The 26,875-nt window shown below is 69.1% G+C and carries 24 protein-coding genes; 21 read left to right on the top strand and 3 right to left on the bottom strand.

Annotation, left to right across the window (positions count from 1 at the left end; genetic code table 11):
* Positions 1 to 8 precede the first annotated feature (8 nt).
* Positions 9 to 686 (bottom strand): response regulator transcription factor, encoded by a 678-nt coding sequence (locus tag BLR05_RS19470; RefSeq protein WP_092837619.1) that lies wholly within the window; start codon positions 684 to 686, stop codon positions 9 to 11.
* A 363-nt stretch (positions 687 to 1,049) separates the two neighbouring features.
* On the opposite strand from BLR05_RS19470, the gene BLR05_RS19465 reads away from it, so the two are divergent.
* Positions 1,050 to 1,769, top strand: a complete 720-nt coding sequence (locus BLR05_RS19465) for an HAD family hydrolase (protein WP_092837616.1) — start codon at positions 1,050 to 1,052, stop codon at positions 1,767 to 1,769.
* Between the two features lie 84 nt (positions 1,770 to 1,853).
* Positions 1,854 to 3,416: a histidine phosphatase family protein gene (locus tag BLR05_RS19460; RefSeq protein WP_092837612.1), complete on the top strand. Its 1,563-nt coding sequence runs from the start codon at positions 1,854 to 1,856 to the stop codon at positions 3,414 to 3,416.
* Here BLR05_RS19460 and BLR05_RS19455 read toward each other — a convergent pair.
* The gene (locus BLR05_RS19455) at positions 3,404 to 4,456 is read right to left on the bottom strand and encodes an AraC family transcriptional regulator (RefSeq protein WP_092837609.1); all 1,053 of its coding nucleotides are present in this window, start codon (positions 4,454 to 4,456) and stop codon (positions 3,404 to 3,406) included. The genes BLR05_RS19460 and BLR05_RS19455 overlap by 13 nt on opposite strands.
* Before the next feature lie 183 nt (positions 4,457 to 4,639).
* Between BLR05_RS19455 and BLR05_RS19450 the strand changes: the two genes are divergently transcribed.
* The 7 genes from BLR05_RS19450 (at position 4,640) to BLR05_RS19420 (ending at position 13,793) form a co-directional block, all read left to right on the top strand.
* Entirely contained in the window at positions 4,640 to 6,373 is a 1,734-nt protein-coding gene (locus BLR05_RS19450; RefSeq protein WP_092837606.1) for an AMP-binding protein, read from the top strand.
* A 20-nt stretch (positions 6,374 to 6,393) separates the two neighbouring features.
* The gene (locus tag BLR05_RS19445; RefSeq protein ID WP_092837603.1) at positions 6,394 to 7,998 is read left to right on the top strand and encodes a carboxyl transferase domain-containing protein; all 1,605 of its coding nucleotides are present in this window, start codon (positions 6,394 to 6,396) and stop codon (positions 7,996 to 7,998) included.
* 46 nt (positions 7,999 to 8,044) lie between these two features.
* On the top strand, positions 8,045 to 8,848 hold the full coding sequence (locus tag BLR05_RS19440; RefSeq protein WP_092837600.1) for an enoyl-CoA hydratase/isomerase family protein: 804 nt from the start codon (positions 8,045 to 8,047) through the stop codon (positions 8,846 to 8,848).
* Between the two features lie 24 nt (positions 8,849 to 8,872).
* Positions 8,873 to 9,592, top strand: a complete 720-nt coding sequence (locus tag BLR05_RS19435) for a DUF4126 domain-containing protein (protein ID WP_092837597.1) — start codon at positions 8,873 to 8,875, stop codon at positions 9,590 to 9,592.
* Positions 9,593 to 9,785: 193 nt separating this feature from the next.
* Positions 9,786 to 11,819, top strand: a complete 2,034-nt coding sequence (locus BLR05_RS19430) for an acetyl/propionyl/methylcrotonyl-CoA carboxylase subunit alpha (protein WP_092837594.1) — start codon at positions 9,786 to 9,788, stop codon at positions 11,817 to 11,819.
* A gap of 60 nt (positions 11,820 to 11,879) precedes the next feature.
* Positions 11,880 to 12,806, top strand: coding sequence for a 2-hydroxyacid dehydrogenase (locus BLR05_RS19425; protein WP_092837591.1), 927 nt, complete (start codon positions 11,880 to 11,882; stop codon positions 12,804 to 12,806).
* Between the two features lie 75 nt (positions 12,807 to 12,881).
* Complete coding sequence (locus BLR05_RS19420; RefSeq protein ID WP_092837588.1) at positions 12,882 to 13,793, top strand: hydroxymethylglutaryl-CoA lyase; 912 nt, start codon at positions 12,882 to 12,884, stop codon at positions 13,791 to 13,793.
* Between the two features lie 34 nt (positions 13,794 to 13,827).
* On the opposite strand, the gene BLR05_RS19415 is transcribed toward BLR05_RS19420, so the two are convergent.
* Positions 13,828 to 14,763 carry a LysR family transcriptional regulator gene (locus BLR05_RS19415; protein WP_053844324.1) on the bottom strand — a complete coding sequence of 312 codons (936 nt, stop codon included), beginning with the start codon at positions 14,761 to 14,763 and terminating at the stop codon, positions 13,828 to 13,830.
* Positions 14,764 to 14,955: 192 nt separating this feature from the next.
* Here BLR05_RS19415 and BLR05_RS19410 point away from each other — a divergent pair, with 192 nt between their 5' ends.
* The 12 genes from BLR05_RS19410 (at position 14,956) to BLR05_RS19355 (ending at position 26,850) form a co-directional block, all read left to right on the top strand.
* Positions 14,956 to 16,491: an ABC transporter substrate-binding protein gene (locus BLR05_RS19410; protein WP_092837585.1), complete on the top strand. Its 1,536-nt coding sequence runs from the start codon at positions 14,956 to 14,958 to the stop codon at positions 16,489 to 16,491.
* Between the two features lie 14 nt (positions 16,492 to 16,505).
* Positions 16,506 to 17,423 carry an ABC transporter permease gene (locus tag BLR05_RS19405; RefSeq protein WP_092837582.1) on the top strand — a complete coding sequence of 306 codons (918 nt, stop codon included), beginning with the start codon at positions 16,506 to 16,508 and terminating at the stop codon, positions 17,421 to 17,423.
* A 12-nt stretch (positions 17,424 to 17,435) separates the two neighbouring features.
* Positions 17,436 to 18,347 carry an ABC transporter permease gene (locus tag BLR05_RS19400; RefSeq protein ID WP_092837579.1) on the top strand — a complete coding sequence of 304 codons (912 nt, stop codon included), beginning with the start codon at positions 17,436 to 17,438 and terminating at the stop codon, positions 18,345 to 18,347.
* Positions 18,348 to 18,371: 24 nt separating this feature from the next.
* Positions 18,372 to 19,370: an ABC transporter ATP-binding protein gene (locus tag BLR05_RS19395; protein WP_092837576.1), complete on the top strand. Its 999-nt coding sequence runs from the start codon at positions 18,372 to 18,374 to the stop codon at positions 19,368 to 19,370.
* Positions 19,367 to 20,272: an ATP-binding cassette domain-containing protein gene (locus BLR05_RS19390; RefSeq protein ID WP_208606034.1), complete on the top strand. Its 906-nt coding sequence runs from the start codon at positions 19,367 to 19,369 to the stop codon at positions 20,270 to 20,272. The genes BLR05_RS19395 and BLR05_RS19390 overlap by 4 nt, the downstream gene beginning before the upstream one ends.
* A gap of 41 nt (positions 20,273 to 20,313) precedes the next feature.
* Positions 20,314 to 21,720, top strand: coding sequence for a M20 family metallopeptidase (locus BLR05_RS19385; protein WP_092837573.1), 1,407 nt, complete (start codon positions 20,314 to 20,316; stop codon positions 21,718 to 21,720).
* Positions 21,721 to 21,827: 107 nt separating this feature from the next.
* The gene (locus BLR05_RS19380; protein ID WP_053844319.1) at positions 21,828 to 22,334 is read left to right on the top strand and encodes a YbaK/EbsC family protein; all 507 of its coding nucleotides are present in this window, start codon (positions 21,828 to 21,830) and stop codon (positions 22,332 to 22,334) included.
* Positions 22,331 to 22,642 (top strand): DUF1289 domain-containing protein, encoded by a 312-nt coding sequence (locus tag BLR05_RS19375; RefSeq protein ID WP_092837570.1) that lies wholly within the window; start codon positions 22,331 to 22,333, stop codon positions 22,640 to 22,642. Before BLR05_RS19380 ends, BLR05_RS19375 begins: the two co-directional genes overlap by 4 nt.
* Positions 22,639 to 23,289, top strand: coding sequence for a 2-hydroxychromene-2-carboxylate isomerase (locus BLR05_RS19370; protein WP_092837567.1), 651 nt, complete (start codon positions 22,639 to 22,641; stop codon positions 23,287 to 23,289). The genes BLR05_RS19375 and BLR05_RS19370 overlap by 4 nt, the downstream gene beginning before the upstream one ends.
* A 172-nt stretch (positions 23,290 to 23,461) precedes the next feature.
* Positions 23,462 to 25,120, top strand: a complete 1,659-nt coding sequence (locus BLR05_RS19365; RefSeq protein ID WP_092837564.1) for an MFS transporter — start codon at positions 23,462 to 23,464, stop codon at positions 25,118 to 25,120.
* A gap of 420 nt (positions 25,121 to 25,540) precedes the next feature.
* A complete protein-coding gene (locus BLR05_RS19360; RefSeq protein ID WP_092837561.1) occupies positions 25,541 to 26,551 on the top strand; it encodes a porin in 1,011 nt (336 codons plus the stop codon).
* Positions 26,552 to 26,664: 113 nt separating this feature from the next.
* Positions 26,665 to 26,850 carry a hypothetical protein gene (locus tag BLR05_RS19355; protein WP_092837558.1) on the top strand — a complete coding sequence of 62 codons (186 nt, stop codon included), beginning with the start codon at positions 26,665 to 26,667 and terminating at the stop codon, positions 26,848 to 26,850.
* The last annotated feature ends 25 nt before the right edge of the window (positions 26,851 to 26,875 follow it).

Genomic DNA, 26,875 nt, shown 5'->3' with positions numbered 1-26,875 from the left:
CCACCGGCTCAGGAGATGTCGAGCCGCACGCCCTGCAGCTTGGCGATCGCCTCGATGCGATTGCGCACGCCGAGTTTCTGCAGGATGACGGTGACATGCTCCTTCACGGTGTGCTCCGACACGTGCAGCGCGCTGGCGATGGGCTTGTTGGGACGGCCCTCGAGCACCATGGAGAGGATCTGGCCCTGGCGCGGCGTGAGCCCCATGTCTGCAGGATCGACGTACACCTCCCGGGACGACGCAGCCACGGTGCAGCCTGGCGTGGTGGCTGCGAACCAGCAGTCGCCGTCGAGCACTGCCGCCACCGCCGCAGTGAATGTTGCCGGCGATTCCTGCTTGTGGATGAACCCATGCGCTCCGCTGGCACGGGACTTGATGGCGATGGCCGGGTGATGGTCGCCGCTCATCATCAGTACGCGTGCCTGCGGGGCCAGCGCGAGCAGGTCCCGGATGAAGGGTGCCGTGGCGCCGTCGGCGAGCCAGAAATCCACCAGGGCCACGGCGGGGGCCCCGTGCTGTGCGATGGCGCGCATCGCCTCCGGCATGCTGTGGGCATGGCGGGCCGTATCCAGCCGCGGGTGCAGGCGGAGGAACTCCGTCATGCCCCGGGCGACCAGGGGATGGTCATCCACCACGAGGCCATGGCGGGAGGGGGACGATGGACGGGATTCGGGAACAGGGAACATGGGGGCTTTCTTCGGAGCCAAGCGGCAGTGGCGCGGAGCCGCATCTTCGCCGGGCCAGTGAGCCTACGCGAGCCGGACATGCCGTGGGGTCACAAAAACCCCACTCCGGTGGGGTAGGGGAACGCCGGGGTTCTTCCGACAATGCATTGCATCCGCGTTATTCGGCGTTTCCACGGCAGGCCGTGCCGGGCGCTTCATGGTGTTCGGGCCACGCGCGGCCTTGCCGTCCCTTTATGTGACAGACGGCGCATCGGGTGCCGGCCTGGCAGGCGGCAGGCCTGCATGCGGTAGATTCGAGTGTGCTTTGCGGCGCTCCAGGTGGGCGCCGCTTTTTTTGGCGCGCACTTTCAACGGATATCTGCCATGTCACACGACTCCCTGCCGCAGCCCCCTTCCGCCCCGCTCCGGGCGCTTCCGCCGTTCGATGCCGTGCTGTTCGACTGCGACGGCGTGCTGGTGGACAGCGAGCCGATCACCCACCGCGTTCTGCGTGCCATGCTGGAGGAGTCCGGATGGACACTCACGCTCGAGGAGTGCATGCGCATCTTCATCGGCAAGGCCGTGCGCAGCGAGGCTGCACGCATCGAGGCGGAGACGGGCCATCCGCTGACGGACGGGTGGATGGCCCTTTTCTACGAGCGGCGCAATGCCGCCCTGGCTGCGGAGCTGGAGGCCATTCCGGGCGCGTTGCGGGCCGTGGAGGCCGCGCACGCCCACACGTCGGGGCGCATTGCCTGCGCATCCGGCGCCGACCGGCACAAGGTGGAGTTGCAACTCTCCAAGGTGGGATTGCTGCCGCATTTCCAGGGGCGCGTATTCAGCGGGCACGAGATGCCCCGCACCAAGCCGGCACCGGATGTGTACCTGGCTGCGGCCGCGGCGCTGGGTGTGGCGCCCGGCCGGTGCCTCGTCGTCGAGGACACGGTGACGGGAGTCACGGCGGGCGTGGCCGCAGGGGCCACCGTGGTGGGCTACAGCCCGGCAGCCTGGGGTCACGATCCCGCCGAGGCCCTGCGGGCGGCCGGGGCCGTGCAGGTGATCGGCGCGATGGGCCAGTTGCCTGCATGCCTCGGCATGGGCTGAGGCGTGGGCGCCTGGCCGCGGCATTCACGGAGCTGTCGCATGGCGGGCGTAGCCTTGCCGGCTTCGCGCCCGCTTCCTTCTGCCATGCCCACCGCCCGCCTTCCGCTCCGCCTGGCCGTTCCGGCCCTGCTTCTTGCCCTGACGCTCGCTGCCTGCGGAGGCGGTGGTGGCGGGAGCCTCGCACCCGGGCCGTCTTCCGGTGCCTATGCCACCAAGACCGCCTACCAGCCCCGGCAGTCCGTGGACAGCTATGAGGCACCTCCGCCGGGCTTCTCGAAGGTGTATGCCGAGCTGGTGGCGCGGCATGGTTCGCGGGGCCTGTCCAGTCTCAAGTACGACGATGCGGTGCTGAATCTCTGGGCGCGGGCGCAGGCCGACGGAGCGCTCACGCCGCTGGGCCGCCAGCTCGGGCCGGATGTCGAGAAGATCATGCGGGCCAACTTCCTGCTGGGCTGGGGCGTCGATGGCATCGGCACGCCGGGCTATGGCAACCTGACCCAGGTGGGCATCGCCGAGCACCGCCAGCTGGCGGCGCGGCTGGTGCAGCGCGATGCCGGGCTGTTCGGCGGGCAGAGCTTCCAGGGGCGCCCCCGGCAGGTGGAGGTACTGCATTCCGGACAGGACCGGGCGGTGGACAGCTCGCAGTTCTTCGCCGCGTCCCTGGCTGCCGCCGCGCCTGCCGTGGCCGGAGCGATCGTGCCTGGCGTGGTGGACCGCTACCAGCTCTATCCGCACAAGCTGTCGGCCACGGGTGATGCAGTGCCTGACGGCTCCGCCGTGCATGCCGCGGTGCTGGCCGCCAGCCTGGATTACCAGCGCTACGCGGCAGGCAAGGATGCCGCCGGCTACGGTGCGGAGGCCGCGGCCAGGGTGGCGGCGGCGCGTGCCGCGCCCGATGTACGGGCCCATGCGAGGGCGGTGCTGGAGCGCCTGTTCACCGCGGCGTTCATCGACAGGCTGGATGCCGGCAGCTACAGCTTTTCCAACAATGGCACCCACACCTTCGCGAGCGCGGACGGCCGCTTCACGAGCACGCTGACCGGGGATGGGAAGACGAAGATCCAGGGCATCGTGGACGCGGCAGCGCTGCTCTACGAGCTCTACATCATCGCGCCGGGCATGCGGCAGGAGACCGGCGGCGTGGATTTCAGCGCGTACATGCCGGCGGAGCATGCGCCGACCTTCGCGTACCTGCAGGACATCGACGACTTCTACGGGAAGGGGCCGGCCGCGACCGAGTATGGCGGCGTCACGACCCGCTTCACGCAGGGGCTGCTGCAGGACTTCTTCGACGAGGTGGGCCGTATCGCGCAGGGCCGGATGGAGCGGGTGGCACGGCTGCGCTTCACCCATGCGGAAGTGATGATTCCGTTCACCGCGCGCCTGGGGCTGCGCAATGCCTCCACGCCCGTGCCGCGCGCGCAGACCTATGCCTATGCCGGCAATCCCTGGCGCGGCGAGGATGTCTCCCCGATGACCACGAACGTGCAGTGGGACGTGGTGCGCGACGCGGGCGGCATGGTCCTGGTGAAGATGCTGTTCAACGAGCAGGAAGTGGATTTCCCCGCGGCCTGCGAAGGGGCCCGCCATGCGGGCGGCAGCCGCTATTACGAATATGGCGGGCTGAGACGCTGCTACGGCCTGTAGGCGCGCTGGTGCTGCCGGTAGGCGGTCGGGGACATGCCCGTCCACTGCCGGAAGGCGCGCATGAAGCTTTTCTCGCTGGCGAAGCCGGCTGCCTGGGCCACGGCCTTGACGGGCCGGTCCGTGCGCTGGAGCAGATCCCGCGCGCGCAACTGGCGGGCCTCGTCCTTCAGGGTCTGCAGCGAGGCGCCTTCCTCCCGGAGCTGGCGGTGCAGGGTGCGGGGCGAGACGTGCAGTGCGGCGGCCAGCGTCTGCGCGCTGTGGGACAGCTCCGGTGCGTGGGCCAGCGCCTGCCGCACGCGCTGCACCAGCAGGCGGTCGCGGCGGTACTGGCGCACGGTGAGGGGCAGGGCGCGTTGCAGCATCAGCTGCAGCGCGTCCTCGTCGCGTTGCAGGGGCAGGTCGAGGTAGCGCGCGTCGAACCGCAGCAGGGCCTGGGGGGCTCCGAAGCGCGGAGCCACCCCGAAGAGCAGCGGATAGACCGCGGCGTGCGGCGGCGGCTGGAACGGAAAGGCCGCATCCAGCAGCGGCAGCCGGGAGTCGATGAACCAGCAGGCCAGCCCGAGGGCATTGCGCAGCACGGAGACGGTGCAGAACTCGCGCAGCACGCCGAGTTCGTGGTGCTCGGACAGCGACAGCGTGGCGGTGCCGCCGTCGGCGTCCAGGTGCAGGCCGATGTCGTCCGCGAGGAGCGCATGGTGGCGGCACCAGCGGCGCAACGCGATGCCCAGCGTGGGGGAGCTGATGGAGGCGCGCGCCAGCATGCCGTAGCTGCCCCAGGGCAGGCGCCGTGAGAACCATCCCAGGGCCTCGTCGTCGAGCTCGCGCATGGCGGCGGCGGACAGCGCCTCCATCTGCAGGGCAGTGATGCGGGCCTGCGGGTTCTGCAGGCTGCGTGGCGGGATTTGTGCCGTGGCCAGGGCATTGGCAGGGTTCATGCCGCGCTGGACGTAGGCATGCACGATGGCATCGACGAAGGCCATGGGCGTGGCTGCCACCGGCTGCGGCGCGGCGCTGGCAGGTGCCGGGGGCTTTGTCGTCATGCAGGGAGTGTGCGGCCCCGTGGCGCGAATTGCAACCTGTGTGGCCTGATCGGTGGCCCGGACGGCGGCCCGGGGGCGTATGCTTGGTCCATGCGGCCGCGTCCGCCGGCATGCTGTCCCGCATATGCCGCACACCGCCGGCCGCCGGTCCGCCAGAGACCGCATGACCAGGAGACAACTGCCGTGACCCAGCCGTCCGATCCGTCCGTCCTTTCGTCCGCCGCCAGCCATGTGCGCGGCGACACCCGTATTCCGCTGATCGAGCAGACCCTGGGGGATTTCTTCGCCGGCATGGCGGCGCGCCATCCCGGCCGGGAAGCCCTCGTCAGCCGCCACCAGGGACAGCGGTACACCTATGCGGAGCTGCATGCCGAGGTGCGGCGCCTCGCCGGCGCGCTGCTGGGCCTGGGTCTGCAGAAGGGCGACCGCGTGGGCATCTGGTCGCACAACAACGCGGAATGGGTGCGGATGCAGTTCGCCACGGCGCAGGTAGGCCTCGTGCTGGTCAACATCAATCCTGCCTACCGCACTGCCGAGGTCGAGTACGCGCTGAACAAGGTGGGCTGCAAGGCGCTGGTGGCGATGGCCCGCTTCAAGACCAGCGATTACCTGGGCATGCTGCGTGAGCTGGCGCCCGAGTGGAGCCGGCAGGCTCCAGGGCAACTGGCCGCGCGGCGCCTGCCGCACCTGCGCACCGTGGTGTGGATCGATGCGCCGGAACAGGAGGGCACCGAAGAGCCGGGGATGCTGCGGTTTTCGGAGCTGCTCGCGCGCGGCGATGCGCAGGACGCCCGCATCGACGCGGTGGCGAAGACGCTGGATCCGCAGGACCCCATCAACATCCAGTTCACGAGCGGCACCACCGGCTTTCCCAAGGGCGCGACGCTCACGCACCGCAACATCCTGAACAACGGATTCTTCATCGGCGAATGCATGCGCCTCACGCCCGAAGACCGGCTCTGCATCCCGGTGCCGCTCTACCACTGCTTCGGCATGGTGCTGGGCAACCTTGCGTGCTTGACCCACGGCAGCACCATCGTGTATCCGAGCGATGGCTTCGATCCGCTGGCGGTGCTGGAGACGGTGCAGGCCGAGCGCTGCACGGGGCTGCATGGCGTGCCCACCATGTTCATCGCCGAGCTGCAGCATCCGCGGTTCGCGGAATTCGATCTCTCGACGCTGCGCACCGGCATCATGGCAGGCTCCCCTTGCCCCATCGAGGTCATGAAGCGCGTGGTGAGCGACATGCACCTGGAGCAGATCACCATCGCCTACGGCATGACCGAGACCAGCCCCGTGAGCTGCCAGAGCAGCACGGACACGCCGCTGGACAAGCGCGTGTCCACCGTGGGCCTGGTGCAGCCGCACCTGGAGGTGAAGATCATCGACCCGGATTCCGGCGAGCCCGTGCCGCGCGGCCGCTCCGGCGAGCTGTGCACGCGCGGCTACTCGGTGATGCACGGCTACTGGGGCGATCCGGAGAAGACGCGCGAGGCGATCGACGCGCAGGGCTGGATGCACACGGGCGACCTGGCCACGATGGATGCCGAGGGCTACGTGAACATCGTCGGCCGCATCAAGGACATGGTGATCCGCGGCGGCGAGAACATCTATCCGCGCGAGATCGAGGAGTTCCTCTACCGGCATCCGCAGGTGCAGGACGTGCAGGTGGTGGGCGTGCCCGACGAGAAGTACGGCGAGGAGCTGTGCGCCTGGATCATCGCCAAACCCGGCGAGCAGCCCACCGAGGACGGCATCCGGGCGTTCTGCCAGGGCCAGATCGCGCACTACAAGGTGCCGCGCCACATCCGGTTCGTTTCCGAATTCCCGATGACGGTGACCGGAAAGATCCAGAAATTCAAGATCCGCGATGCCATGAAGGAACAACTCTGCCTGACCGAGCGCGCCACTGCCTGAAATCTTCCTCCCGTCCTTCCATGATCCTCGAATCCCGCCTCAATCCCCGCTCGGCCGATTTCCAGGCCAATGCTTCCGCGATGCGCGTGCTCGTGCAGGATCTGCGCGACCGCGCGGACCAGGTGGCCCTGGGCGGCAGCGAAGCCGCGCGCGCCAAGCACACCGCGCGCGGCAAGCTGCTGCCGCGCGACCGTGTGCGCGAACTGCTGGACCCGGGCTCCCCGTTCCTGGAGATCGCGCCGCTGGCTGCGCTCGGCATGTACGGCGACGAGGCGCCGGGCGCGGGCCTGATCGCGGGCATCGGCCGGGTGAGCGGCGTGGACTGCATGGTGGTGTGCAACGACGCCACGGTGAAGGGAGGCACCTACTATCCGATGACCGTGAAGAAGCACCTGCGGGCGCAGGAGATCGCGCAGCAGAACCGCCTGCCGTGCATCTACCTGGTCGATTCGGGAGGCGCCAACCTGCCGAACCAGGACGAGGTGTTTCCCGACCGGGACCACTTCGGCCGCATCTTCTACAACCAGGCGCAGATGAGCGCGCAGGGCATCGCGCAGATCGCGGTGGTGATGGGCAGCTGCACGGCGGGCGGGGCGTACGTGCCGGCGATGAGCGACGAGTCCATCATCGTGAAGAACCAGGGGACGATCTTCCTGGGCGGCCCGCCGCTCGTGAAGGCGGCCACCGGCGAGGTGGTGACCGCCGAGGACCTGGGCGGCGGCGACGTGCATACGCGCCTGTCGGGCGTGGCCGACCATCTCGCGCAGAACGACCTGCATGCGCTGCAGCTCGCGCGCCATGCGGTGCGCAACCTGAACCGCGAGCGCGCGCCGGCCGCCGGCGCTGCGGCGCCGCAGGCGCCTGCGTTCGAGGCGCAGGAGCTGTACGGCGTGATTCCGGTGGATACGCGCAAGCCGTTCGACGTGCGCGAGATCATCGCGCGCATCGTGGACGGCAGCGAATTCGACGAATTCAAGGCGCGCTACGGCACCACGCTGGTCACGGGCTTCGCCCGCATCGAGGGCATGCCCGTGGGCATCATCGCCAACAACGGCATCCTGTTCTCGGAAGCGGCCCTGAAGGGCGCGCATTTCATCGAGCTGTGCTGCCAGCGCAAGATCCCGCTGGTGTTCCTGCAGAACATCACCGGCTTCATGGTGGGCCGCAAGTACGAGAACGAAGGCATCGCGCGCAACGGCGCCAAGATGGTGACCGCGGTGGCCACGGCGGCGGTGCCGAAGTTCACGATCGTCATCGGCGGATCGTTCGGCGCCGGCAATTACGGCATGTGCGGCCGCGCCTACTCACCACGCTTCCTCTGGATGTGGCCGAACGCGCGCATCTCGGTGATGGGCGGCGAGCAGGCCGCGAGCGTGCTGGCCACCGTGCGGCGCGACGGGATCGAAGGCAAGGGCGGCAGCTGGAGCCTGGAGGAGGAAGAGGCGTTCAAGGCGCCGATCCGCCGCCAGTACGAAGAGCAGGGCCACCCCTACTACGCCACGGCGCGGCTGTGGGACGATGGGGTGATCGACCCCGCGGACACGCGCCGCGTGCTGGCGCTGGGCCTGGCCGCCGCGCGCAATGCGCCCGTCGAGGGCACGAAGTTCGGCATTTTCCGCATGTGAGCGCTCCCGGGCTCGCCCATCCTGACAGCACAAGGAGGAATCCACCATGACGACCACCGAATACCGCCATCTGCACATCGGCCAGTCCGGAGCGATCGCGCGCGTCACCCTTGCACGGCCGGAGGTGCGCAACGCGTTCAGCGACGAGGTCATCGCCGAGCTGACCCGCGCGTTCGAGACGCTGGGCCGGCAGGAGGACGTGCGCGCCATCGTGCTCGCCGCGGAAGGCCCGGCCTTCTGCGCGGGCGCGGACCTGAACTGGATGCGCCGGATGGCCGACTATTCGCGCGCGGAGAACGTCGCGGACGCGGGCCGGCTGGCGGCGATGCTGCGCACCCTCAACGATTGCCCCAAGCCGACCATCGCGCGCATCCAGGGCGATGTGTATGCCGGCGGCCTGGGGCTGGTGGCCGCCTGCGACGTGGCAGTGGCGGTGGACACGGCCGCGTTCTGCCTGAGCGAGGTGCGGCTGGGACTGATACCCGCCACCATCGGGCCCTATGTGGTGCGGGCCATGGGCGAGCGCGCCGCGCGCCGCTATTTCGTGACCGGCGAACGCTTCGGTGCGCTGGAGGCGCTGCGCGTGGGGCTGGTGCACGAAGTGGTGGATTTCGAGCAGCTCGACGAGAGGCTCGATGCCGTCCTGCAGGCGATCGCCGCGGCCGGGCCGCAGGCGGTGGCCGCGGGCAAGCGCCTGGTGCGGGACATCGCCGGGCGGCCCATCGACGATGCACTCATCGCCTCGACGGTGGACGCCATCGCGGACATCCGGGCGAGCGGCGAAGGGCGCGAGGGCGTCCAGGCCTTCCTGCAGAAACGCAAGCCGGCGTGGCTGCCGGCGCAGGGCTGAGCCTGCCCGCCCGGGCCCGCCGCCATGGATGCCCTCTGGCTGCACATCGTCCAGTGGCTGCACGCCGCCGGCCTGCACGTGGATGCGGGCACGGCGCAGGCCGTGGCGGAGCAGGCGCGCCGCGCCACGGGCGTGCTGGACATGCCGGGCCTGCTGGCGCTGGCCGCGGCCCTGGGCTGGGCCAGCGGCTTCCGGCTCTACGCGGTGGTTTTCCTGGTCGGGGGCATGGGCGCGGCCGGCTGGCTGGCGTTGCCGGAGGGGCTGCGCATGCTGCAGCATCCGGTCGTGCTGATGGTGAGCGGGCTGCTGCTGTGCGTGGAGTTCGTTGCCGACAAGGTGCCCTGGTTCGACAGCCTGTGGGATGCCGTGCATGCCGTGATCCGCGTGCCCGCGGGTGCCCTGCTGGCTGCCGGCGTGTTCGGCCCGGACAACGGCGGCATGGCGCTGGCTGCCGGCCTGCTGGGTGGCTCGCTGTCCGCCACGGCGCTGGCCACCAAGATGACCGCGCGGGCCGCTGCCAACACGTCGCCGGAGCCCGTGTCCAACTGGCTGCTGTCGTTCTTCGAGGACGGCCTGGTCGTGGTGGTGGTCTGGCTGTCCACGCAGCATCCGGTGGCCTTCGGCATTGCCCTGGCCTGCATGGTGGCGCTATCCGTGCTGGTGCTGGTGGTGCTGCTGAAGTTCCTGCGCGCCGTGCTGCGGCGGCTCTCTGTTTTCTTTTCCCGGCCTGCGGCCAGGGCCTGATGCCCCGGCCATGAGACGAGTGCGGGCGGGTCCGCGGCACGGGCCGCGGGCGGCCCGGTTTTGGAGTGAGACGCAAAGATGTTTGACAAGATACTGATTGCCAACCGCGGTGAAAACGCCTGCCAGACAGGCGTTTCTGCAAATGGAATGGCACGCGCAGCGTGCGCAGGCGATTTCTCCGCGGAGGCCTCCCATGTTTGAAAAGATCCTCATCGCCAACCGCGGAGAAATCGCCTGCCGGGTGGCCGCCACCGCGCGCCGCATGGGCGTGAAGACCGTGGCCGTGTATTCCGATGCCGATGCCTCTGCCCGGCACGTGGCAGCCTGCGACGAAGCGGTGCACATCGGCGGCAGTGCCCCGCAGGAGAGCTACCTGCGCTGGGAGCGCATCATCGAGGCGGCGCGCCACACGGGGGCCCAGGCCATCCATCCGGGCTACGGCTTCCTGTCGGAGAACGAGGAGTTCGCGCAGGCCTGCGGGGACGCGGGGCTCGTCTTCATCGGCCCTCCGCCCTCGGCCATCCAGGCCATGGGCCTCAAGGCCGAGTCCAAACAGCTGATGGAGAAAGCCGGTGTGCCGCTGGTTCCGGGCTACCACGGCGCAGACCAGGATCCGGCGCTGCTGCAGCGCGAGGCCGACCGCATCGGCTACCCGGTGCTCATCAAGGCCAGCGCCGGGGGCGGCGGCAAGGGCATGCGGGCGGTGGAGAAGGCCGCCGATTTCGCGGGGGCGCTGGAGTCGTGCAAGCGCGAGGCGATCAACAGCTTCGGCGACGACGCGGTGCTGATCGAGAAATACGTGCAGCGCCCGCGCCATATCGAGATCCAGGTGTTCGGCGACACGCACGGCGGTTGCGTGTACCTCTTCGAGCGCGACTGCTCCGTGCAGCGCCGCCACCAGAAGGTGCTGGAGGAGGCGCCCGCACCGGGCATGACCGGGGAGATGCGGGCGCGCATGGGGCAGGCTGCGGTCGCCGCGGCGCGGGCCGTGGGCTACGTGGGGGCCGGTACCGTGGAATTCATCGTCGAGCAGCGCGAGGGCGGCGCGATGGATTTCTTCTTCATGGAAATGAACACGCGGCTGCAGGTGGAGCACCCGGTGACGGAGGCGATCACCGGCCAGGATCTCGTGGAGTGGCAATTGCGGGTGGCCGCGGGCGAGCCGCTGCCGCTGGCCCAGGATCAGCTGCGCATTTCCGGCCATGCGATCGAGGCGCGGATCTGCGCGGAGAACCCGGACAACCAGTTCCTGCCCGCCACCGGCCGGCTGGCCGTCTATCGCCATGGCCCCTGCACGCATTTCGAGCGCGGCACGGTGCGCATCGATGCCGGGGTGCGCGAGGGCGATGCGATCAGCCCGTTCTACGACTCGATGATCGCCAAGCTCATCGTGCATGGCGACACGCGCGAGCAGGCACTGGCGCGGCTGGATGAAGCGCTGTCGCGCATGCACATCGTGGGGCTGGCGACGAACGTGCAGTTCCTGCGGCATGTGCTGCGCACCGGGTCCTTCTCGCAGGCCCGCCTGGACACCGCGCTCATCCAGCGCGAGCAGGCGGTGCTCTTCCACCAGTCGCCGGTCCCGCTGCCCCTGGCACTGGCCGCGACCGTGGCCCATGCGCTGCTGGCCGAACAGGCCGCCGAGCAGCCGGGCGATCCGTTCGGGCGCCGGGACGGCTGGCAGGGATGGGGGGACAGCCGCCGGCGCTTCGAGGTGGAATGCGCCGGGCAGCCGGCCTCCGCGACGCTCGCCTACCTGCCCGGCGAGGCCCATCGGCTCCGGGTGGAGGCCGGCGGGACCGTGCTGGCCGAGGGGCCTCTCGTTTTCGGGCGCGCCGGCGAGCAGGAAGGGGAGGGTGGCACCATCGAGCTGTCCTTCGCCGGCGAGCGCACGCGGGCCACGGTGCATGCCCGAGGGGAGTCGCGCCACGTCTTCATGCCGCGCGGCGCCGCGCAGCTCACGGTCATCGACCGGCTGGCCCATGCGGGGGAGGCGCAGGCCGAGGGCGGCCGGCTCACCGCCCCGATGCCCGGCAAGGTGGTGTCCTTCGCGGTGCGCGCGGGCGACCGCGTGGCCAAGGGGCAGGCCCTGGCCGTGATGGAGGCGATGAAGATGGAGCACACGATCGCCGCGCCTGCCGATGGCATGGTCGAGGAACTGCTCTATGCACCCGGAGACCAGGTCACCGAAGGGGCCGAATTGCTGCGCCTGGCCGCGGCGGCATGACGGTGCGCCGAAAGCCTGTGTGACAGCGCGGACCATGTCCTCTGCGATAGGCTCCGTGGAATGACCGACATCCTCTTCTGCTGTACCGATACGCCGCCCGCGCCCTGGCTGGAAGGCCTGCGCGCTGCCCTGCCCGATGCCCGCATCACGGTCTGGGAGCCCGGAGCGCCCCAGGCCGACTACGCGGTGGTGTGGGCACCGCCCCAGCGGTTCCTGGACGAGCAGCCCCGGCTGCGGGCCCTGTTCAATATCGGCGCGGGCGTGGATGCGCTGCTGAAGCTGCGCGTGCCCGAGGGCTGCCGCATCGTGCGGCTCGACGACGCCGGCATGGCCGTGCAGATGGCGGAATATGTCTGCCATGCGGTCATCCGCCATTTCCGCGAATTCGATGCCTACGAGGCCGCGGAACGCGAAGGCCGCTGGGCTTTCCGCAAGCCGCGGCTGCGGCAGGATTTTCCCGTCGGTGTCATGGGGCTGGGCGTGCTGGGCGAGCGCGTGGCGCGCGCCGTGGCGCATTTCGAGTTCCCGGTGCAGGGCTGGAGCCGCTCGCCCAAGGCCATCGAAGGTGTGCGCACCTTCCACGGAGCCGACGGGCTGCAGGATTTCCTGGCGGCGAGCCGCGTGCTGGTGAACCTGCTGCCCCTCACACCCGACACTACGGGCATCCTGCGCCGGGAGACGCTTTCGCGCCTGCTCCCGGGAGGCTGCGTGATCAACGTGGCGCGGGGAGCGCATCTGGTGGAAGAGGACCTGCTGCCCCTGCTGGACAGCGGCCATCTCGCCGGTGCCACGCTGGACGTCTTCCGCACCGAGCCGCTGCCGGCGGGCCATCCGTTCTGGAGCCATCCGCGCGTCACCGTCACGCCCCATACCTCGGCGCGCACGCTGCGTGCGGAAAGCATCGCCCAGATCGCGCGCAAGATCGCCGCCCTGCACCGGGGCGAGTTGTCGGTGTCGGGCGAGGTCGATGCCGCACGCGGTTACTGATGGGCATGCCCCTGCCCTGGGGCGCTGCACGCCTTACCCCTGCTTGAATTTCCATTCGCATTCGAGGACCCAACCATGCCATCCCTTCCCACCCGCGCCAAGCTCGTGGACGTCGGCCCGCGCGACGGGCTGCAGAACGAGAAATCCCCCGTGCCGGCCAGCGTCAAGATCGGTCTCGTGCACCGGCTGCAGGCGGCCGGGCTGACCGAGATCGAGGTCACGAGCTATGTCTCGCCCAAGTGGGTGCCGCAGATGGCGGACAACCATGAGGTGATGGCCGGCATCGAGCGGCGTCCGGGCGTGCGCTATTCGGTGCTGACGCCCAACCTGAAAGGCTACGAGGCGGCCGTGCTGGACCGGCCCGACGAGATCGTGGTGTTCGGCTCCGCCAGCGAAGCCTTCAGCCAGAAGAACATCAACTGCAGCATCGCCGAGAGCATCGAGCGGTTCGCCCCGGTGGTGGAAGCCGCACGCGCCGCGGGCATCCATGTGCGCGGGGCGATGAGCTGCACCGTGGGCTGCCCCTACGAAGGCGAGGTGGCGCCGGAGCGCGTGGGCTACCTGGCCGGGCTCATGAAGGGCATCGGCGTACAGCACATCGGCGTGGCGGACACCATCGGCGTGGGCACCCCGCACAAGGTGCAGCGCGCCATCGAGGCGACGCTCGCGCACTATGCCGTGGACGATGTTTCCGGCCACTTCCACGACACCTACGGCCAGGCGCTCGCCAACACGCTGGCCGCGCTGGAGATGGGCATCTGGCAGTTCGACACGTCGGTGGCGGGCCTGGGCGGCTGCCCCTACGCCAAGGGGGCCACGGGCAACGTGGCCACCGAGGACGTGGTGTACATGCTGCACGGCATGGGCATCGAGACGGGCATCGACCTGGATGCCCTGGTCGATGCGGGCGCCTACATCAGCGACTTCCTCGGCCGCAAGCCGAATTCGCGCGCGGCCACGGCGCTGCTCAACAAGCGCGCCGGCTGAGCCCGCCGGATGGAGCGCGGTCCGCTGGCGCCGCTCAACGCAGCCCGGTCCCGCCCAGCCCCTGGCGCAGGTGCTCCAGGAAGGCCTGCACGGCCTTGGGCTGGGTGCGGCCGATGAGCGTCTGCACCTCGATGTTGCGCAAGTCCAGCCCCTTGTCGCGCAGTCGCACGAAGGCCAGTTCGCCCCGGTCCACCTGGTTGCGGCCGGAGATCTCGCCGCAGATGGTCACCCCATCCTCGCGGTGGCGCAGGAAGCCGAACAGCGCGCTGATGTAGTTGCTCGTCAGCACCGGCTCCACCGCCAGGCGCTGGCGGCTGCAGGCGATGTCGAACAGCTGGCGCACGGTGGTGTCGGCTTCGGGCAGGGCGATGGGGTAGGCCAGCAGTTGCGACAGGCTGATCTGCCGGAAGCGCGACAGCGGATGCCCTTGGCGCATGGCGGCCCCCACCGGCGAAGGCTGCAGGTGCTCGACCTTGATGTCCTTCTCGGTGTGGCGGCTCATCACGATGCCGATGTCCGCGTCGCTGAGCAGCACACGCCGCGTGCATTCACCCGGCGCATGCACGCTCAGGTGGAACTGCACGCCCGGGTGCTGCCGGTGGAAGTCGCTGATGAGCCGCGGCAGGAACTCCATGGCGAAGCCCTCGGCCGATGCGATGCGCACGCGCCCACGCCGCATGCCCTGCAGCGACTGGATCTCTTGCACCACGCGCTCGGCATCGTGCGCGGACTTGAGGGCGTGCGTGGCCAGCAGTTCGCCCGCCGAGCTGGGCACCATGCCGCGCGCATGGCGCTCGAACAGGGCCGCGCCCAGCACGTCCTCCAGGTGGGCGATCTGGCGGCTGATGGCCGAGCCCGCCACGGACAGCCGCGCCGACGCCTCGCTGATGGAGCCGCAGCGCACGACCTCCAGGAAGTAGCGCAGCGCCGTGTCCTGCAACTGGCGTGCGATGAGCGGGGAGCGGTTCATGGCCCGGCATGGTTGCACGCACCGTGCCAGCAAGCCGGCGGAGCTTTCCCGGCGGTGGTGCGCGCAGGGACGCTCCGTTGCCGGAACGGCATCGCCGGGCTGCGAAAACGGTAATAGTGCGAACGGCCTTTGTGTCCCATTCTTGCTCCTCGACACACGTTCCGTTGCTTGTCTGACGAAGGAGTTTCCGAAATGGGCCATCTTTCCCCCACTCTGGTGCGTTGCGGCGGTGCAGCCGTGTTCGCTGCCTTCCTCGCCACCGGCGCCCATGCGGGCAAGGCCAACGACACCCTGGTCTATGCCTCGGACAACGAGGTCGAGAACGTGAGCCCGTACCACAACAACATGCGCGAGGGCGTGATCCTGGCGAACATGGCCTGGGACACGCTGATCTACCGCGACCCCAGGACCGGCGAGCACAAGCCCCTGCTCGCCACGGCCTGGAAGTGGGAGTCCCCCACGGCGCTGCTTGTCACGCTGCGCCCGGGCGTGAAGTTCCACAACGGGGATCCGCTGGGCGCCGAGGACGTGGCATTCACCTTCAATGTGGTCAACGGACCGGACGCCAAGATCGCCACGCGCCAGAACACCGACTGGATCAAGAACGTCGAGGTCGTGGGCCCGCTGCAGGTACGCATCCAGCTCAAGACACCGTTTCCCGCCGCGCTCGAATACCTGGCCGGCCCCACGCCCATCTATCCCGCGGCCTACTTCAGGAAGGTCGGCCTGGAAGGCTTCAGCAAGGCGCCCGTCGGCACCGGCCCCTACAAGATCACGGCCGTGGTGCCGGGGCAGGGCGTGACCATGGTCAAGAACCCGGACTATTTCAAGGACAGCCCCGTGGGCCAGCCGCTGATCGGCACGGTGAAGTTCGTCGTGGTGCGTGATCCCGAGGCCCGCGTCGCCCAGCTCATGACCGGCGCCATCGACTGGATCTGGCGCGTGCCGGCCGACCAGGCCGAGTCCATGAAGGCGACCATGCCCCAGGTGTCGGTGCTCAGCGGCGAGACCATGCGCCTGGGCTTCGTCACCATCAACAACGTGGGCACCACGCCCGAGTCCGCGCCCTTCAAGGACGTGCGCGTGCGCCAGGCCGTGAACTACGCCATCAACCGCAAGGGCTTCGCCGACAGCCTGGTGCGCGGCGGCAGCCAGCCCGTGTATGCGCCGTGCTTCCGCATGCAGGTGGGCTGCGTGACCAGCAAGGTGGCGCGCTACGAGTACAACCCGGCCAAGGCCAAAGAACTGCTGGCGCAGGCCGGCTACGCCAACGGCTTCGACACCGACCTGTGGGCCTACCGCGAGCGCGAGTATGCCGAGGCGCTGATCGGCGACCTGCGCAAGGTCGGCATCCGCGCCCGGCTGCATTTCGTGCAGTACCCGGCGCTGCGCACCGAAGTCCGCTCCGGCCGCGCTCCGCTCACCTTCCAGGCCTGGGGCTCGTACTCCATCAGCGATGCCTCCGCTTTCGTGGGCAACTTCTTCAAGGGCGGGCCGGACGACACGGCCAAGGACCCGCAGACCATCGCCCTGCTGCAGACCGCCGACAGCAGCACCGACAAGACCGACCGCCTCGCCAAGTACGGCCAGGCGCTGGAGCGCATCACCAAGGAGGCGATGTGGGCGCCGATCTTCTCGTACTCGACCAACTACGCCTTCACGAAGGACCTGGCCTTCGACGCCTGGCCCGACGAGCTGCCGCGCTTCGCGCAGGCCCGCTGGAAGTGAGCGGCTGAGAAGCCATGCTGACTTACATCCTGCGCAGGCTGGCGGTGGCGCTGGCCGTGATGCTCACCGTCGCGGTGGTGAGCTTCCTGCTGCTGCACCTCTCCGGCGACCTGGCCACGGCCATCGCCGGACCGGAATCGAGCGCCGCCGACGTGGAGAAGATCCGCGTGCAGTACGGCCTGGACCGCCCCATGACCACCCAGTTCTTCGATTGGCTGGGGGCAGCCCTGCAGCTGGACTTCGGCCGCTCGTTCTATTTCCAGAACACGGTGATGGAACTGGTGGGCGAGCGCCTGCCCATCACGCTCAAGCTCGGCGCCGTGTCGCTGCTGCTGGCCGTGGCCGTGGCAATTCCCCTGGGCGTGGCCGCTGCGCTCTACCGCGACACCTGGGTGGACCGGCTGGCACTGCTGGTGGCCACCATCGGCCAGGCCATGCCCAACTTCTGGTTCGCGCTGGCGCTGATCGTGGTGTTCTCCGTGGGGCTGAAATGGCTGCCCGTGGCTGGCAACACGAGCTGGCTGCACTTCGTGCTGCCGGCCGTGGCGCTGGGCTACTACGCCATGCCCTCGCTCATGCGGCTGACCCGCGCCGGCATGCTGGACGTGATGGGATCGGACTACATCCGCACGGCACGCGCCAAGGGCCTGTCGCCGGCGCGCGTGGTGTTCAAGCACGCGCTGCGCAACGCCATCATCCCCGTGGTGGCGCTGGCGGCGGTGGAGCTGGGCTTCATGCTGGGTGGCTCGGTAGTCATCGAGTCGGTCTATTCGCTGCAGGGGCTGGGCCAGCTGGCCTGGGACTCCATCGCCCGCAACGACTACCCCGTGGTGCAGGCCGTGGTGCTCATCATCGCCACGTTCTATATCGCACTCACCTTCGTGGCCGACGTGCTCAACGCCGCGCTCGATCCGCGCATGCGCACCCGCTGAGAAGGGCCTCACATGACGACGACCTCTCTACCCCTGTCCGGCAGCGCGGCGCTGGCCGCGCTGCCCGTGCCGGCCTGGCGCCGCGCGCTGCGCCGCATGGCCGGCCACCGCGGGCTGCTGCTGGGCAGCATCGTGCTCGGCCTGGCCGTGCTGGCCGCCGTGTTCGCGCCCTGCCTGGCGCCGCACGACCCCTTCGCGCAGGACGTGACGCAGCGCCTCATCCCGCCCGTGTGGCAGGAGCGCGGCACCTGGGAGCACGTGCTGGGCACCGACAAGCTGGGGCGCGACTACCTGAGCCGCCTGCTCTACGGCGCGCGCGTGTCGCTGGTGATCGGTTTCGTCACCGCCCTCGTCTCCGGGCTGATCGGCACCACCCTGGGCGTGCTGGCCGGCTACTTCGGCGGCCGCGTGGATGCGGTGGTGAGTTACGTCATCACCTGCCGCCTGGCCATGCCCGTGGTGCTGGTGGCCCTGGCCATGGCATCGCTGGTGGGCGGCTCGCTCAAGGTGGTGATCGTGCTGCTGAGCCTGCTGCTGTGGGACCGCTTCGCCATCGTCACGCGCTCGGCCACGCAGCAGCTGCGCGACGCCGAGTTCATCGCCGCCGCCAAGAGCCTGGGCGCCTCCACATCCTACATCCTGGTGCGCGAGCTGCTGCCCAACCTGATGGGCGCGCTCACCGTTGTGGCCACGCTGGAGATGGCCCATGCCATCCTGCTCGAATCCACGCTGTCTTTTCTGGGCCTGGGCGTGCAGCCACCCACGCCCTCATGGGGGCTGATGGTGGCGGAAGGCAAGGCGTACATGTTCTTCCAGCCCTGGGTGATCATGATTCCGGGCGTGGTGCTCGCGGTGCTGGTGCTGGCCATCAATCTCGTGGGCGACGGCATCCGCGACGTGGCCGCTCCCGACGGCCGCCATTGAACGCTCCCGAGGAGAAACCCCCCTATGAGCATCCTTCTCGATGTGAAGAACCTGCGTGTGGACCTGCCCACCGGGCGCGGCGTGCTGCATGCCGTGCGCGGCATCGACTTCCAGGTGCAGCGCGGCGAGATGCTGTGCCTGGTCGGCGAGTCGGGCTGCGGCAAGTCCATGACTTCGCTGGCGCTGATGGGCCTGCTGCCGGCCAGGGCGCGGCGGTCGGCCGAACGCCTGCATTTCGATGGCATCGACCTGCAGGCACAAAACGAGCGTGGCATGGCGCGGCTGCGCGGCGCGCGCATGTCCATGATCTTCCAGGAGCCCATGACCTCGCTGAACCCGTCGTACACGCTGGGCGACCAGCTGTGCGAGGCGCTGCGAGCCCACGGCAAGGCAACGGCCGCCGAGGCGCGCGAGCGTGCCCTCTACCTGCTGCAGCGCGCCGGCGTTCCCCAGGCGGCCGACCGCCTGCGCCAGTACCCGCACCAGCTATCGGGCGGCCTGCGCCAGCGCGTGATGATCGCCATGGCCCTGATGTGCGGGCCCGACCTCATCATCGCCGACGAGCCCACCACGGCGCTGGACGTGACCATCCAGGCGCAGATCCTGCGCCTCATCCGCGAGCTGCAGAAGGAATTCGGCACCGCGGTGGTGTTCATCACGCACGACCTGGGCGTGGTGGCTCGCATCGCCGACCGAGTGGCCGTGATGTATGCGGGCGAGGTGGTCGAGACGGCGCCCGTGGATGCGCTTTTCTCACACCCCTCGCACCCCTACACCCAGGGCCTTTTGCGCTGCATTCCCGTGCGCGGCAAGACGCTGCCGGGCAGCCGCCTGCAGGCGATTCCCGGCGTGGTGCCCAGCCTCATCGGCGACGTGCAGGGCTGCGCCTTCGCCAACCGCTGCAGCCTGGCCCGGCCGGTCTGCAGCGTCGCGCCACCGTTCGCCGAGGTGGCGCCGGGCCATGCCGTGCGCTGCGTTGCCGCCGCCCATTCCGCAACCCCGGCACTGGCGGAGGCCGCATGAATGCCATGACCGACTCCCGGACGTGGAACCTGCCCCGAACTGCCGCCTCTGCCCTCCCGCCGGCGGGCACGGTGGGCGGCTCCGAGGACATCGCGCTGGAGCTTTGCGCGCTCAGCCGCAGCTTCCGGCTAAAGCGCGGCCTGTTCCAGCCCGCCGGTAGCATCCAGGCCGTGAACGAGGTGTCGCTGCGCATCCGCAAGGGCGAGACGCTGGGCCTGGTGGGCGAGTCCGGCTGCGGCAAGAGCACGCTGGCCAAGATGCTGCTGGGGCTGCTGCCGCCCACGTCCGGCAACGTGCTGGTCGGCGGCCGGGAGATCGACCCGCGCCAGCGCCGCGCGCTGGCCCGGCGCATCCAGCCCATCTTCCAGGATCCCTACTCCTCGCTCAACCCGCGCCGCACCGTGGCCGACATCGTCGGCGTGCCGCTGCGCCTGCACGGCGCGGGCACGCCGGCCGAACAGGCGCGCAGCGTGAAGGCCATGCTCGACCTGGTCGGCATGCCCGAGCGCACGCACCGGCAGTATCCCAACCAGCTCTCCGGCGGCCAGCGCCAGCGCGTGGCCATCGCCCGCGCCCTGGTGCTGCGGCCCGAAATCCTGGTCTGCGACGAACCCACGTCGGCGCTGGACGTGTCGGTGCAGGCGCAGATCCTGAACCTGCTGCTGGATCTCAAGGCCGAGTTCGGCCTCACCTACCTGTTCATCAGCCACGACCTGGGCGTGGTGGAACACCTGGTGGACCGCGTGGCCGTGATGCACCGGGGCTGCATCGTCGAGCAGGGCACGCGCGCACAGATCTTCGCCGATCCGCAGCATCCCTACACCCGCATGCTGCTGGCGTCCGCCCTGTCGCCCGAGCCGGGGCTGGGCCTGCCCGACATCGACCGCGAGGCCTTCGCCTGATGCCGGCATCCACCTTCTGCCCCGCTACCCTGGAGCCTTTCATGACCCGTGAATCCGCCATCGCGCGCACCGTCGCCGTCTTCGACGACGGGCGCTTCCAGGAGACGCTCGATCGCCGCGTCGCCTTCCGCACCGAGAGCCAGGACGCCGCCAGCCTGCCGCAGCTGTACGCTTACCTGGGCGAAGAGATCGTGCCGCTGCTGCACCAGCTCGGCTTCGGCTGCCAGATCGTGGACAACCCCGTGCCGGGCAAGAGCCCTTTCCTGCTGGCCGAGCGCAGGGAGCCGGGTGCCGCCTTCACCGTGCTCACCTACGGGCACGGCGACGTGGTGCGCGGCTACGACGCGCAGTGGCGCGAAGGCCTGCAGCCCTGGAAGATCGTGGTGGACGGCAACCGCTGGTACGGCCGCGGCACGGCCGACAACAAGGGTCAGCACACCATCAACCTCACGGCGCTGGAGCAGGTGCTGGGCGCCCGCGGCGGCGTACTGGGCTACAACGTGAAAATCATCCTGGAGATGGGCGAGGAAGACGGCTCGCCAGGCCTGGACGCGGTCTGCGCGCAGCACCGCGACTTCCTGGCCGCCGACCTGTTCCTGGCCTCCGACGGGCCGCGCGTGTCGGCCTCGCGTGCGACGATGTTCCTGGGCTCGCGCGGCGTGTTCAACTTCGACCTGCACCTGGACCTGCGCGACGGTGGCCACCATTCCGGCAACTGGGGCGGACTGCTGCGCAACCCGGGCATCCGCCTGGCCCACGCCATTGCCACGCTGGTGGATGCCAGGGGCCGCATCCTGGTGCCGGGCCTGCTGCCGAGGGAGCTGCCCGAGGGCGTGCGCGTGGCCCTGCGGGACATCGAGGTGGGCGGCAGCGCCGGCGACCCGGAGATCGACCCGGACTGGGGCGAGCCCGGCCTGACGCCCGCCGAGCGCGTCATCGGCTGGAACAGCCTGGAGGTGCTGGCCTTCACCTGCGGCAACCCGGCCATGCCGGTCCATGCCATTCCGGCCACGGCACGGGCGCACTGCCACATGCGCTACGTGGTGGGCAGCGATGCGGCGCACTTCCTCGACCACATCTGCGCCCACCTGGCGGCCCACGGCTTCGACGACGTGGAAGTGCGCGGCACCGACGTGCACATGGCCGCCACGCGCCTGGACCCGGACGATGCCTGGGTGCGCTGGGGCCTGGCGTCCATGGAGCGCACCACCGGCCGGCGCCCCGCGCTGCTGCCCAACCTGGGCGGCTCGCTGCCGAACGACGTGTTCTCCGAAACGCTGGGCCTGCCCACGCTGTGGGTGCCGCACTCCTACCCGGCGTGCTCGCAGCACGCGCCCAACGAACACATCCTGGCCGACGTCACGCGCGAATCGCTGGAGATCATGGCCGGCCTGTTCTGGGACCTGGCCGAACAGGGACCGGCCGTGATGCGGCAGCGCGCCGCCTGAGCGCCTGGACTGCCGCCGGGCCTGGCGACCCTGCGCCGCGGTGGTGGCGCGCTCGCTAAGATGGGCGCTTTCCTTCCACCTTTCCGAACGACCAGGACGCTTTCACCATGTGTGGTGCCGAACTCCGAACCTTGCCCGAGGGCGTGCAGCGCGTGGCCGCCGCCCTGCAGGCCAAGGGCCATCCCCATGCCCCGCGCATGCTCGACAACTCGGCGCGCACCGCGCAGGAAGCGGCTGACGCGCTAGGCATTGCCGTCGGGCAGATCGCCAAGAGCATCATCTTCCGCCGCAAGAGCGACGACGTGGCCGTGCTGGTGGTCACCTCGGGCGACCGGCGGGTGGACGAGAAGAAGGTGGATGCCCTGGTGGGCAAGACCGGCCGTGCCGACGCCGAGTTCGTCAAGGCCAGGACCGGCTTCACCATCGGCGGCGTCTCGCCGGTGGCGCATGCCACGCCGCCGGTGACGCTGATCGACCGCGACCTGTTCCGTTTCGACGAGATCTGGGCCGCTGCGGGCCACCCGAACGGCGTCTTCCTTCTGAGGCCGAAGGACCTGGAGGCGCTCACGGGGGCGCCCGTCGTGGACGTGGTGCAGCCGCCCCCGGCAGCATGAGCCGGGTGGCGTGCCAGGCGCTCGCGGAGCGCGCCGCGCAGATCTCCGCCGCGGGAGGCTTCGCGGCGGATGGCAGGGCGCCGGTGCCGTCGCCCTGCATCGGCGTCTGCCGCATGGATGCCGGCGGCCACCATTGCGAGGGATGTTTCCGTACGCTGGACGAGATCCGTGCCTGGTCCGCCGCCGCGCCGGCCCGGCAGCGTGCGATCTGGGCGGCGCTGCTGCAGCGCGCGGGGCTGGCGCCCGCCGGGCCGCGGGATGGAGCGGCCGGGCGGATACCGGCCAAAAACCAGGGAACGGCACCATGAAGCACATCGTTTTCTATCTGGATTTCGTGTCGCCCTATGCCTGGCTGGCCTTCGAGCGCCTGCCCCAGGTGCTCGAGGGCCTGAGCCATTCGGTGGAGTACCGGCCCGTGCTGCTCGGTGCGCTGCTGCAGCAGCACGGCAACCCCGGCCCCGCGGGCATCGCGCCCAAGCGCGCCTGGACCTACCGCCATGCCGAGTGGCTGGGCCATGCGCTGGGTACGGGGCTGGACATGCCGGCGCGGCATCCCTTCAATCCGCTGCCCCTGCTGCGCCAGTCCCTGGCCTGCAGCGAGGACGGGTCCATCAACCGCTTCGTGGCCGGCACGGTGCTGCGCCATGTGTGGCTCGGTGGCGGCGATGCGCTGGACCCGGGGCGGCTGGAGGACCTGGCCCAGGTGCTCTCGCCGCAACGGCGCGCGGAAGCTCCGGGCGATGAGCCGGGCGCGCGCGCGAAGGCGCTGCTGCGCGCGAACACCGACGCCGCCGCCGCGCAGGGCGTGTTCGGCGTGCCCGCCTTCGTGGTGGACGGGCAGCTGTTCTGGGGGCTGGACAGCCTGCCCATGCTGCGCGCCCGTCTGGAGGGCGACCCCTGGTTCGAAGGTTCGCGCTGGGACGCGGTGGCGGAACTTCCCCCGGGGTTGAAGTAGCGCCTGCTTTCCCCGCATGCGGGTTTGTCCCGGGGAAGGGTTTTCCCCGGAGGCCCCGTGCTTGTCAGACTTCGGTCAGATGGCGGTTCGATAGTGCGACCCAGGTTGCACGCGGCGTCCTGGAGGGGGCGCGCGGAGCAGTCGCAACCACCACCTCATGGAGACAAGCACCATGGCTACCAATGTCGCTCACCGGCCGATGACGCCGGAAGAAAGAAAAGTCATCCTGGCCTCGTCGCTGGGCACCGTTTTCGAATGGTACGACTTCTACCTGTACGGTTCGCTCGCGGCCATCATCGCCAAGCAGTTCTTCAGCGGGCTGGACGCGGGCTCCGCGTTCATCTTCGCGCTGCTGGCCTTCGCCGCCGGCTTCATCGTGCGTCCCTTCGGCGCGCTGGTGTTCGGGCGGCTGGGCGACATGATCGGGCGCAAATACACCTTCCTGGTGACGATTCTGATCATGGGCCTGTCCACGTTCATCGTGGGTGTCCTGCCGACCTATGCCAGCATCGGCGTGGCGGCTCCGGTGATCCTGATCGTGCTGCGGATGCTGCAGGGCCTGGCCCTGGGCGGCGAGTACGGCGGTGCAGCCACCTATGTGGCCGAGCATGCACCGCACGGCAAGCGCGGCGCCTATACCTCGTGGATCCAGACCACCGCCACGATGGGCCTGTTCCTGTCGCTGCTGGTCATCCTGGGGACCCGCACCTTCATGGGCGAGGAGGCCTTCACCGACTGGGGCTGGCGCATCCCGTTCCTCGTCTCCATCCTGCTGCTGGGCGTTTCGCTGTGGATCCGGCTGTCGCTGTCGGAGTCGCCCGCCTTCCAGCGGATGAAGGCCGAGGGCAAGACCTCCAAGGCGCCGCTCGCCGAATCGTTCGGCCAGTGGAAGAACCTGAAGATCGTGATCCTGGCGCTGATCGGCCTGACCGCCGGCCAGGCCGTGGTCTGGTACACGGGGCAGTTCTACGCGCTGTTCTTCCTCACGCAGCAGCTGAAGGTGGATGCCGTCACGGCCAACCTGATGATCGCCGCCGCCCTGCTGATCGGCACGCCGTTCTTCGTCGTCTTCGGCGCGCTCTCCGACCGGATCGGCCGCAAGCCCATCATCATGCTGGGCTGCGTGCTGGCCGTGCTCACCTACTTCCCCGTCTTCAAGGCGCTGACCGAAGCGGCCAACCCCGACCTGGCCGCCGCGCAGGCGAAGAACAAGGTGGTGATCGTCGCCGATCCGGCCGAGTGCTCGTTCCAGTTCAACCCGACCGGCACGGCCAAGTTCACCAGTTCCTGCGACGTTGCCAAGCAGGTGCTGGCGGCCAGTTCCGTGAGCTACGACAACGAGGCCGCGCCGGCCGGCACGCCCGCCGTGATCCGGATCGGCCAGACCACGATCCCGAGCTATACCGCCCGCGGCCTGCCTGCCGATGAAGCCAAGGCCAAGGACGCCGCCTTCAAGAAGTCCGTGGCCGAGACGCTGAAGGCCGACGGCTATCCCTCCAAGGCCGACCCTGCCAAGATGAACAAGGTGATGATGGTCGTCATCCTGACCTATCTGGTGCTGCTGGTGACCATGGTCTACGGCCCCATCGCCGCGATGCTGGTGGAGATGTTCCCCACGCGCATCCGTTACACCTCGATGAGCCTGCCCTACCACATCGGCAACGGCTGGTTCGGCGGCCTGCTGCCCACCATGTCCTTCGCCATCGTGGCGCAGACGGGCAACATGTACAACGGTCTCTGGTATCCCATCATCATTGCGGGCATCACGGCCATCATCGGCACGCTGTTCATCCGCGAAACCAAGGACGTGGACATCTACGCGGGCGATTGAGTACGTCTTCCCGGGAATACGGCCGCCGGCAGGCGGTATTCCCGGGCGCCGCGAGTTTTCCGTGCGGCCCGGTGCGCCCGGCGCCCCGCCGGAATATGCCGCTTATCCATAAACCGGAGGAAGGCCGTCGCAATAAATGCCGGCCACTCCGCGGCGGGACTTTCCCGGGCATGTTGGATGCACAGGCGCGCCACACTGGATGAAAACCCTGTGATTTGCGGCGAGACAGCCGCCAAGTGTGGGGAAAAAGCGCCAAAGTGTGGCAGTTAAGCGTCAGCTTCGTTATCAAGACGACTTTCAACCGTGCTAATGAGGTTGTTACATCTAGAATTTGACTGGTAGCTGCACTTGCATTTTGTTGCCACAAGCCCTGCGCGGTGCCTACTTCCACCTTCCGAACAAAGTCTCCGAGGACATCACATGCAAAAGACCCATCGTCTGGCTCTCGCCGCCTTGGCCCTTCTGGGCAGCACCGCCGCATTTGCGCAAAGCAGCGTGACGCTGTACGGCCGCGTCAACACCAGCGTCGAACATTCCAAGGTGGGTGATCTGTCGCAGTCCGGTGTGAACAACAACGCGTCCCGCTTCGGTTTCAAGGGCGTGGAAGACCTGGGCGGTGGCCTGAAGGCTGGCTTCCAGCTGGAAAGCGGTTTCGACAGCTCCACCGGCGCAGCAGCACAGCAGTTCTTCGGTCGCCAGAGCGAAGTGAACCTGTCGGGCGGCTTCGGCATGGTGCGCCTCGGCAACTGGACGCCTGAGTCGTACTACGCCATCGCAGACTATGGCGTGCAGGACCAGCCCAACCACGACACCGGCAACTTCTCCAACCAGCTGTACACCTCGGTGGCCTTCGGCAAGACCAACAAGGTTGGCTACCGCACCCCCATGCTGGGCGGCTTCTGGGCCGAAGCCGTGGTCAGCGCGCACGAGCGTACCGCTCGCACGAACCCCTTCGGCGTGAACGCGGGCACCAAGAACGCCTACGACGTCGCTGCCAACTGGGAAGGCGGCAACCTGGCCTTCGGTGCCGGCTATGCCAAGCTGGGCGACAACTGGGACGCCGGCGTGCGCGGCCACTACACGATGGGTGCCGTGCAGCTCGGCGCCTACTACCAGCGCAACGACTACGAGCTGGTGGGCACCCGCAACTCGGTGGGCATCGCTGCCCAGTACGCCTTCGGCGCTTCGGAAGTGGTGGCCAACTACATCTGGGCCAGCAAGTGGAACAACGTGGCTGACTCCGGCGCTCAGCAGCTGATCCTGGGCTACAACTACAACCTGAGCAAGCGCACCAAGGTGTACGCTGCCTACACGTACGTCAAGAACAAGTCCGCCGCCAACTACGCCTATGGCTTCGTGAACGGCACGAACACGCTGGCCACGGGTGCCGATCCCCGCACGTTCGGTCTCGGCGTTCGCCACAACTTCTGATCGCCGCAGATGCCGGAAGCCCGCACGGGCCTTCGGCACCGGGTGATCCAGCAGGAAGCCTCACTCCCGCAAGGGCGTGGGGCTTTTTTCCATCCCGTCAGGAGACAAAAAGCATGTGGAAAATCGTTGTGGGCTTCGTTCTGTTCGCAGCCCTGTCGTTGTTCGTCATCATGAAAGCAGGGGACAAGGTGGACATGAGCGGGGAAAAGCATGGCGCGGATGCCGTGCATGCTCCGGACACTGCCGCGCCTGCTGCGGCCCCGGCATCGGCGGCGTCCGCTGCCAGCCGTGCCCGGTGAGTCCGCTTCCGGCCACAGTCCGATG

Origin of the sequence: Paracidovorax cattleyae (assembly GCF_900104515.1) — a bacterium.
GTDB classification, from domain to species: Bacteria; Pseudomonadota; Gammaproteobacteria; order Burkholderiales; family Burkholderiaceae_C; genus Paracidovorax; species Paracidovorax cattleyae.
The sequence above is the reverse complement of the archived record's forward strand: the minus strand, read 5'-3'. Positions and strand labels throughout refer to the sequence as shown.

What these genes read in the sequence shown, in the direction of transcription:
- BLR05_RS19470 (WP_092837619.1), bottom strand. Translation starts at nt 686, where the DNA reads ATGTTCCCTGTTCCCGAATCCCGTCCATCGTCCCCCTCCCGCCATGGC.
- BLR05_RS19465 (WP_092837616.1), top strand. Translation starts at nt 1,050, where the DNA reads ATGTCACACGACTCCCTGCCGCAGCCCCCTTCCGCCCCGCTCCGGGCG.
- BLR05_RS19460 (WP_092837612.1), top strand. Translation starts at nt 1,854, where the DNA reads ATGCCCACCGCCCGCCTTCCGCTCCGCCTGGCCGTTCCGGCCCTGCTT.
- BLR05_RS19455 (WP_092837609.1), bottom strand. Translation starts at nt 4,456, where the DNA reads ATGACGACAAAGCCCCCGGCACCTGCCAGCGCCGCGCCGCAGCCGGTG.
- BLR05_RS19445 (WP_092837603.1), top strand. Translation starts at nt 6,394, where the DNA reads ATGATCCTCGAATCCCGCCTCAATCCCCGCTCGGCCGATTTCCAGGCC.
- BLR05_RS19440 (WP_092837600.1), top strand. Translation starts at nt 8,045, where the DNA reads ATGACGACCACCGAATACCGCCATCTGCACATCGGCCAGTCCGGAGCG.
- BLR05_RS19435 (WP_092837597.1), top strand. Translation starts at nt 8,873, where the DNA reads ATGGATGCCCTCTGGCTGCACATCGTCCAGTGGCTGCACGCCGCCGGC.
- BLR05_RS19430 (WP_092837594.1), top strand. Translation starts at nt 9,786, where the DNA reads ATGTTTGAAAAGATCCTCATCGCCAACCGCGGAGAAATCGCCTGCCGG.
- BLR05_RS19425 (WP_092837591.1), top strand. Translation starts at nt 11,880, where the DNA reads ATGACCGACATCCTCTTCTGCTGTACCGATACGCCGCCCGCGCCCTGG.
- BLR05_RS19420 (WP_092837588.1), top strand. Translation starts at nt 12,882, where the DNA reads ATGCCATCCCTTCCCACCCGCGCCAAGCTCGTGGACGTCGGCCCGCGC.
- BLR05_RS19415 (WP_053844324.1), bottom strand. Translation starts at nt 14,763, where the DNA reads ATGAACCGCTCCCCGCTCATCGCACGCCAGTTGCAGGACACGGCGCTG.
- BLR05_RS19410 (WP_092837585.1), top strand. Translation starts at nt 14,956, where the DNA reads ATGGGCCATCTTTCCCCCACTCTGGTGCGTTGCGGCGGTGCAGCCGTG.
- BLR05_RS19405 (WP_092837582.1), top strand. Translation starts at nt 16,506, where the DNA reads ATGCTGACTTACATCCTGCGCAGGCTGGCGGTGGCGCTGGCCGTGATG.
- BLR05_RS19400 (WP_092837579.1), top strand. Translation starts at nt 17,436, where the DNA reads ATGACGACGACCTCTCTACCCCTGTCCGGCAGCGCGGCGCTGGCCGCG.
- BLR05_RS19395 (WP_092837576.1), top strand. Translation starts at nt 18,372, where the DNA reads ATGAGCATCCTTCTCGATGTGAAGAACCTGCGTGTGGACCTGCCCACC.
- BLR05_RS19390 (WP_208606034.1), top strand. Translation starts at nt 19,367, where the DNA reads ATGAATGCCATGACCGACTCCCGGACGTGGAACCTGCCCCGAACTGCC.
- BLR05_RS19385 (WP_092837573.1), top strand. Translation starts at nt 20,314, where the DNA reads ATGACCCGTGAATCCGCCATCGCGCGCACCGTCGCCGTCTTCGACGAC.
- BLR05_RS19380 (WP_053844319.1), top strand. Translation starts at nt 21,828, where the DNA reads ATGTGTGGTGCCGAACTCCGAACCTTGCCCGAGGGCGTGCAGCGCGTG.
- BLR05_RS19375 (WP_092837570.1), top strand. Translation starts at nt 22,331, where the DNA reads ATGAGCCGGGTGGCGTGCCAGGCGCTCGCGGAGCGCGCCGCGCAGATC.
- BLR05_RS19370 (WP_092837567.1), top strand. Translation starts at nt 22,639, where the DNA reads ATGAAGCACATCGTTTTCTATCTGGATTTCGTGTCGCCCTATGCCTGG.
- BLR05_RS19365 (WP_092837564.1), top strand. Translation starts at nt 23,462, where the DNA reads ATGGCTACCAATGTCGCTCACCGGCCGATGACGCCGGAAGAAAGAAAA.
- BLR05_RS19360 (WP_092837561.1), top strand. Translation starts at nt 25,541, where the DNA reads ATGCAAAAGACCCATCGTCTGGCTCTCGCCGCCTTGGCCCTTCTGGGC.
- BLR05_RS19355 (WP_092837558.1), top strand. Translation starts at nt 26,665, where the DNA reads ATGTGGAAAATCGTTGTGGGCTTCGTTCTGTTCGCAGCCCTGTCGTTG.